At 41.0% G+C, this 5,189-nt stretch carries 7 protein-coding genes and 1 pseudogene; all 8 read left to right on the forward strand.

Annotation, left to right across the window (positions count from 1 at the left end; all coding sequences use genetic code 11):
- A pseudogene (locus tag QZ359_RS09150) lies at positions 1-201 on the forward strand (hypothetical protein); the annotation flags it as partial.
- Between the two features lie 36 nt (positions 202-237).
- Complete coding sequence (tsaB, locus tag QZ359_RS09155; RefSeq protein WP_049513052.1) at positions 238-921, forward strand: tRNA (adenosine(37)-N6)-threonylcarbamoyltransferase complex dimerization subunit type 1 TsaB; 684 nt, start codon at positions 238-240, stop codon at positions 919-921.
- Positions 918-1,355, forward strand: a complete 438-nt coding sequence (rimI, locus tag QZ359_RS09160; protein ID WP_261219522.1) for a ribosomal protein S18-alanine N-acetyltransferase — start codon at positions 918-920, stop codon at positions 1,353-1,355. Before tsaB ends, rimI begins: the two co-directional genes overlap by 4 nt.
- The gene (gene tsaD / locus QZ359_RS09165) at positions 1,345-2,355 is read left to right on the forward strand and encodes a tRNA (adenosine(37)-N6)-threonylcarbamoyltransferase complex transferase subunit TsaD (protein ID WP_293965917.1); all 1,011 of its coding nucleotides are present in this window, start codon (positions 1,345-1,347) and stop codon (positions 2,353-2,355) included. The genes rimI and tsaD overlap by 11 nt, the downstream gene beginning before the upstream one ends.
- 103 nt (positions 2,356-2,458) lie before the next feature.
- A complete protein-coding gene (locus QZ359_RS09170; RefSeq protein ID WP_293965918.1) occupies positions 2,459-3,322 on the forward strand; it encodes an XRE/MutR family transcriptional regulator in 864 nt (287 codons plus the stop codon).
- 288 nt (positions 3,323-3,610) lie between these two features.
- Positions 3,611-3,832, forward strand: coding sequence for a hypothetical protein (locus QZ359_RS09175; RefSeq protein ID WP_000933477.1), 222 nt, complete (start codon positions 3,611-3,613; stop codon positions 3,830-3,832).
- An 18-nt stretch (positions 3,833-3,850) separates the two neighbouring features.
- On the forward strand, positions 3,851-4,525 hold the full coding sequence (locus tag QZ359_RS09180; protein ID WP_000820071.1) for a type II CAAX endopeptidase family protein: 675 nt from the start codon (positions 3,851-3,853) through the stop codon (positions 4,523-4,525).
- An 11-nt stretch (positions 4,526-4,536) separates the two neighbouring features.
- Positions 4,537-5,189: type II CAAX endopeptidase family protein (locus tag QZ359_RS09185; RefSeq protein ID WP_293965919.1), on the forward strand; the 653-nt coding region annotated here is incomplete at its 3' end.

Genomic DNA, 5,189 nt, shown 5'->3' on the forward strand with positions numbered 1-5,189 from the left:
GATTCCTCGGTTTTCATTTCATTAAAAGTAAGAGACCTATTTTTTCAGTGGACTCGTGACTCTCTACTCGCTTTTTCTCCTCCTCGTAACCTATGTCGTTTGGTTTGTATTTTACTTTGGATTAAATGCCTAGATGCCCTGCTTATGCTGGGGCATTTTTGTTTGGGGATAAAGAAAATTCCCATGTGCCAGCTTTTGTAGTATAATAGTAAGCAGACAAAAAGATAGGAATGTGTTATGAAAGTATTAGCTTTTGATACGTCCAGCAAGGCTCTTTCTCTCGCTATTTTAGAGGACAAGCAGGTTCTTGCCGAGACGACGATTAATATTAAGAAAAATCACAGTATTACCCTCATGCCTGCCATCGATTTTTTGATGGCAAGTTTGGATTGGACGCCCAAGGATTTGGACCGAATCGTGGTGGCGGAAGGACCAGGTAGCTACACAGGCTTGCGAATCGCGGTAGCCACTGCTAAGACGCTGGCTCATACCCTGAACATCGAGTTAGTTGGTATGTCTAGCCTCTTGGCTCTGGTGCCCTACCAACAAGAAGGCTTGTTCGTCCCTTTGATGGATGCGCGTCGCAACAATGTTTACGCAGGATTTTATGAAAATGCCAAACCTGTCATGCCAGAAGCACACCTGCCTTTTGAGCGAGTGATTGAGTTAATCAAGGGCGCTAGTCAGGTAACCTTTGTCGGAGAAGTTGGCCCCTTTGTGGAGCAGATTCAAGAACACTTGCCAAGGACTAATTTCAAAGAAACCTTGCCAAATGCAGCTAATCTAGCTCTTTTGGCCTGGGACAAGGAAGCAGACTCCTTGCACGACTTTGTGCCGAATTACCTCAAGCGTGTTGAGGCTGAGGAAAACTGGCTCAAGAATCACACCGAATCTGGCGAGTCTTACATTAAACGCCTATGATAGAAATCAAACGAATCCAACAGCAACCTGATCTGGCTCAAGCCATCTACGCTGTCATGGCAGCTGTTTACCCAGTCAGTCCTTGGACGCTGGAGCAAATCCAAGCAGACCTGGCTCAAGACCAGACTTGGTATGCTCTGGCTTATGATGGGGCAGAAGTGATTGGATTTCTAGCTGTGCAGGAAAATATCTTTGAGGCAGAAGTCCTGCAAATCGCTGTTAAAGGAGCCTATCAGGGTAAGGGGATTGCGTCAGCCTTGTTTGCTCAATTGCCGACAGATAAGGAGATTTTCCTCGAAGTCAGAAAGTCAAATCAACGAGCGCAAGCATTTTACAAGAAAGAAAAGATGGTGGTCATCGCTGAGCGAAAGGCCTACTACCATGACCCAGTCGAGGACGCCATCATCATGAAGAGAGAAATAGATGAAGGATAGATATATTTTAGCATTTGAGACATCCTGTGATGAGACTAGTGTTGCCGTCTTGAAAAACGACAATGAGCTCTTGTCCAATGTCATTGCTAGTCAAATTGAGAGTCACAAACGTTTTGGGGGCGTAGTGCCGGAAGTAGCCAGTCGTCACCATGTCGAGGTCATTACAGCCTGTATCGAGGAGGCGTTGGCAGAAGCAGGGATTACCGAAGAGGACGTGACAGCTGTTGCGGTTACTTATGGACCGGGCTTGGTCGGAGCCTTGCTAGTTGGCTTATCAGCTGCTAAGGCCTTTGCTTGGGCTCATGGACTTCCGCTGATTCCTGTTAACCACATGGCTGGTCACCTCATGGCCGCTCAGAGTGTAGAGCCTTTGGAGTTTCCCTTGCTAGCCCTCTTGGTCAGCGGTGGACACACAGAGTTGGTTTATGTTTCTGAGGCTGGTGATTACAAGATTGTTGGGGAAACGCGAGATGACGCGGTTGGTGAGGCTTATGATAAGGTCGGCCGTGTCATGGGCTTGACCTATCCTGCAGGTCGTGAGATTGACGAGCTAGCTCATCAGGGGCAGGATATTTATGATTTTCCTCGAGCCATGATTAAGGAAGATAATCTGGAGTTTTCATTCTCAGGTTTGAAATCTGCCTTTATCAATCTTCACCACAATGCCGAGCAAAAGGGAGAAAGCTTGTCCACAGAGGATTTGTGTGCTTCCTTCCAAGCAGCTGTCTTGGATATTCTTATGGCCAAAACCAAGAAGGCTTTGGAGAAATATCCTGTTAAAACCCTTGTCGTGGCAGGTGGTGTGGCAGCCAATAAAGGTCTCAGAGAACGCCTAGCGGCTGAAATCACTGACGTCAAGGTCATCATTCCACCTCTGCGCCTCTGCGGAGACAATGCAGGAATGATTGCCTATGCTAGCGTCAGCGAGTGGAACAAAGAAAACTTTGCAAACTTGGACCTCAATGCCAAACCAAGTCTCGCTTTTGATACCATGGAATAAGGAGTCAGCTTAAAGCTGGCTTTTTCACTTACTAAGGTGTCAGAATATTTTGACAAAACTATAAAAATAATGATATAATATGCAAAATCTAGGAGGTGACAAGATGATTGAGAGAATGGAATTGGGGGAATTTTACAAGGAATTGCGCTTGGCTAGAAAGCTCAAGCAGTCAGATGTGGCTTGTGCTGGACTAACAGCCTCTCAGTTGTCAAAGTTTGAGCTAGGGCAGTCTATGCTATCTGCGGATAAGTTGATTCTAGCCATCCAAGGGATCAATATGAATTTTGATGAGTTTGGTCATAAGCTCAACAATTATCAAGAATCCCTACATATGCAAATTGGTAGAAAGGTTGTGGATCGCTTTGCCCACCAAGATATAGCTGGTTTAGTGCAACTATTAGAGGAGGTCAAACAAGAACAGATGGCAGAGACCTATCGTCGTTTGAATGCTATTGTAATCAAAGATGCCATCCATTCCTTAGATAAAAGCTATCCCCTAGCAGAGGAGGATAGCGAATTTTTGACCACCTACCTCTATGCTATTGAGTCTTGGACCTGGTTTGAACTCTATCTCTTTTGCAATACCATGCCCTTCTTGAGCAACCAAGATTTGATATTTTTATCAACCTCGTTACTTGAAAAATCCAAGGAATTTAAAGAGTTGGTACATAATAGACTGTATATGAAAAGTGGATTTCTGAATATTATATCAGAACTCATGGAGCGTAAGCTATTTTCTTATATTCCAATCTTTGAGGCCGAGTTGGAGAGCATGCTTCGTCCATACGATGTTTTTGAAAAAGTATTGTGGCAGTTTTTAAAGAAAATGCAGATTTTCCTTCAAACCAAAGGAAGCAATCAAAAAGAGATTGAAAGCTATCTCCAATCTCTGCAAGTATTAGAAAATCCACAATTGATAGCCCTTTTTGAATTACGCTTGCAGCAATACAAAGAACTTATCGATTAGTTAGAAATGGGAAGACGATAATCCATTCGGTAATGAGTAGAAGTATTAGTTGAATTTTTCTTTTTTTCATATTATTAGCCTCCTTGTCAGTAGTAACTTTATTATACCAGGGAAATAATCAAATCTACCAAAATCGCAAATAAGAAATTGCTACAAGAAAAAATGTCAAATATGCGATTTTCTAAAATAAGCTAATTTTCGTGTTATACTGTCCTTGTAAAGCACTTGAAGCAAATCCTAGGTCGCAGAAGTGGTTTACAAATGAAGATAATTGAAGGAGTGTAAAAGATGTTAAATTTACAATTTGCAGAAACAATGGAATTGACAGAAGCTGAGTTGCAAGATGTTAGAGGAGGAAATATCACTTCGGTTTGCGTGGGTGAAAATATTGGTTGTGGTGGCAGTGCTTTGCCTGCTTGGGGAGGTAGAGGTATTAGTCCCAGACCTTATGGGGCATTTGATTGGACTAATGGGCTGATTGAAGGACTGTTTGGAAAACGCCGTAACTAATATTTAGGAGAAGAAACTATGAAAAGGGGAGAAACGAAATTTTACCTAGGAACCATTTTGGTACTTATGTCTTATTACTTGATTTTTAGTTTAGTAGTGAGATTAGAGTTTGTGGATCAATTATCAGATTTTGGATTTTATGGGATTCAAATTTTATTGATAGTAATTGAAGGAATTGCTAGTACTGTGCTTCTTGTTAAGAGTCAACGTTGGAAAGATTACGGTCGATTTCAGTTTCGTTGGTCCTATCTGGGTATCTTCTTTCTTTCCTTTATATTGATGTTTTTGTGGGTAAATATAACGACTAGGATCTTTCCCAGCACACAAAATAGTAGTGCTATAAAAGAAGCTGTAGCCAATTTGACGGGAATTAGTTATTTTGTGACACGTATTCTCTATGGCAGTCTTATTGCTCCGATAGTTGAGGAGTTAGTTTTCCGTGGCCTTCTGATGACAGCCCTATCTAAATTTAAAAAATACTATATTGATGCCATTATTTCTTCCGCACTCTTTAGTCTCATCCATGTTTTACAATATGGATGGGTGTTAACAGACTTCATCGTTTATGCAGGAGCAGGTCTGCTACTCTGTATTCTTTTTCGTTATACACGTTCAATTTATTGGTCAATGACACTTCACATCTTGTGGAATACCTTTTTAATTATCGTGAGCTTATTGGTGTTTGGATATTAGAAAGATGAAATATGAAAAAGATAATTTCTAAATACTATTTTATTGTAGTTGTTCTGCTTATCATTGCTGACCAGAAGTTCAGTAGTCTAGTTTTACGCAGCGACCTTGTTATTGGTCTATCTAACTTTGGCCTATCTAACTTTGGCTATTATTTATCAGATATGATGTTGCACTTTCTTGTGGTTCTATTTGCACTTATTGCTATGATTTGGTCAGGTAAATGGCAGAAAATCAACAGTAGAAAGTTTAAAAAATCTTATCTTTTCTATTCCTTCCTAGCTCTGCTTGCTTTTGTTGTTTGGAATTTTGTCACCTTTTTTCTTTTCCCACCTACTCGCAATGAAATTTCTTATCAACATGCTGCTCCTACTTTTACAGGAGCTACGGCATTTTTGATGTATTTTTTTTATCCTGTGATTGCAGGTCCCATTTTTGAAGACATGATTTATCGTGGATTAGTGATGACTGCTCTGGAAAAAGGGAAGAAATGGGGACTGGATGTACTTGGTTCTGCTGCTTTGTTTGGAATATTGCATATTAGTAATCATGGTTGGGTATTGACAGACTTTGTCTTCTATATGGGTGGAGGTCTTATATTTGCAGTCTTATTTAGAATGACAAAGTCAATTTATTGGCCTATTGGACTGCATATAGTCTACAATGG

Origin of the sequence: Streptococcus sp., from assembly GCF_019414905.1 — a bacterium.
Taxonomy (GTDB): domain Bacteria; phylum Bacillota; class Bacilli; order Lactobacillales; family Streptococcaceae; genus Streptococcus.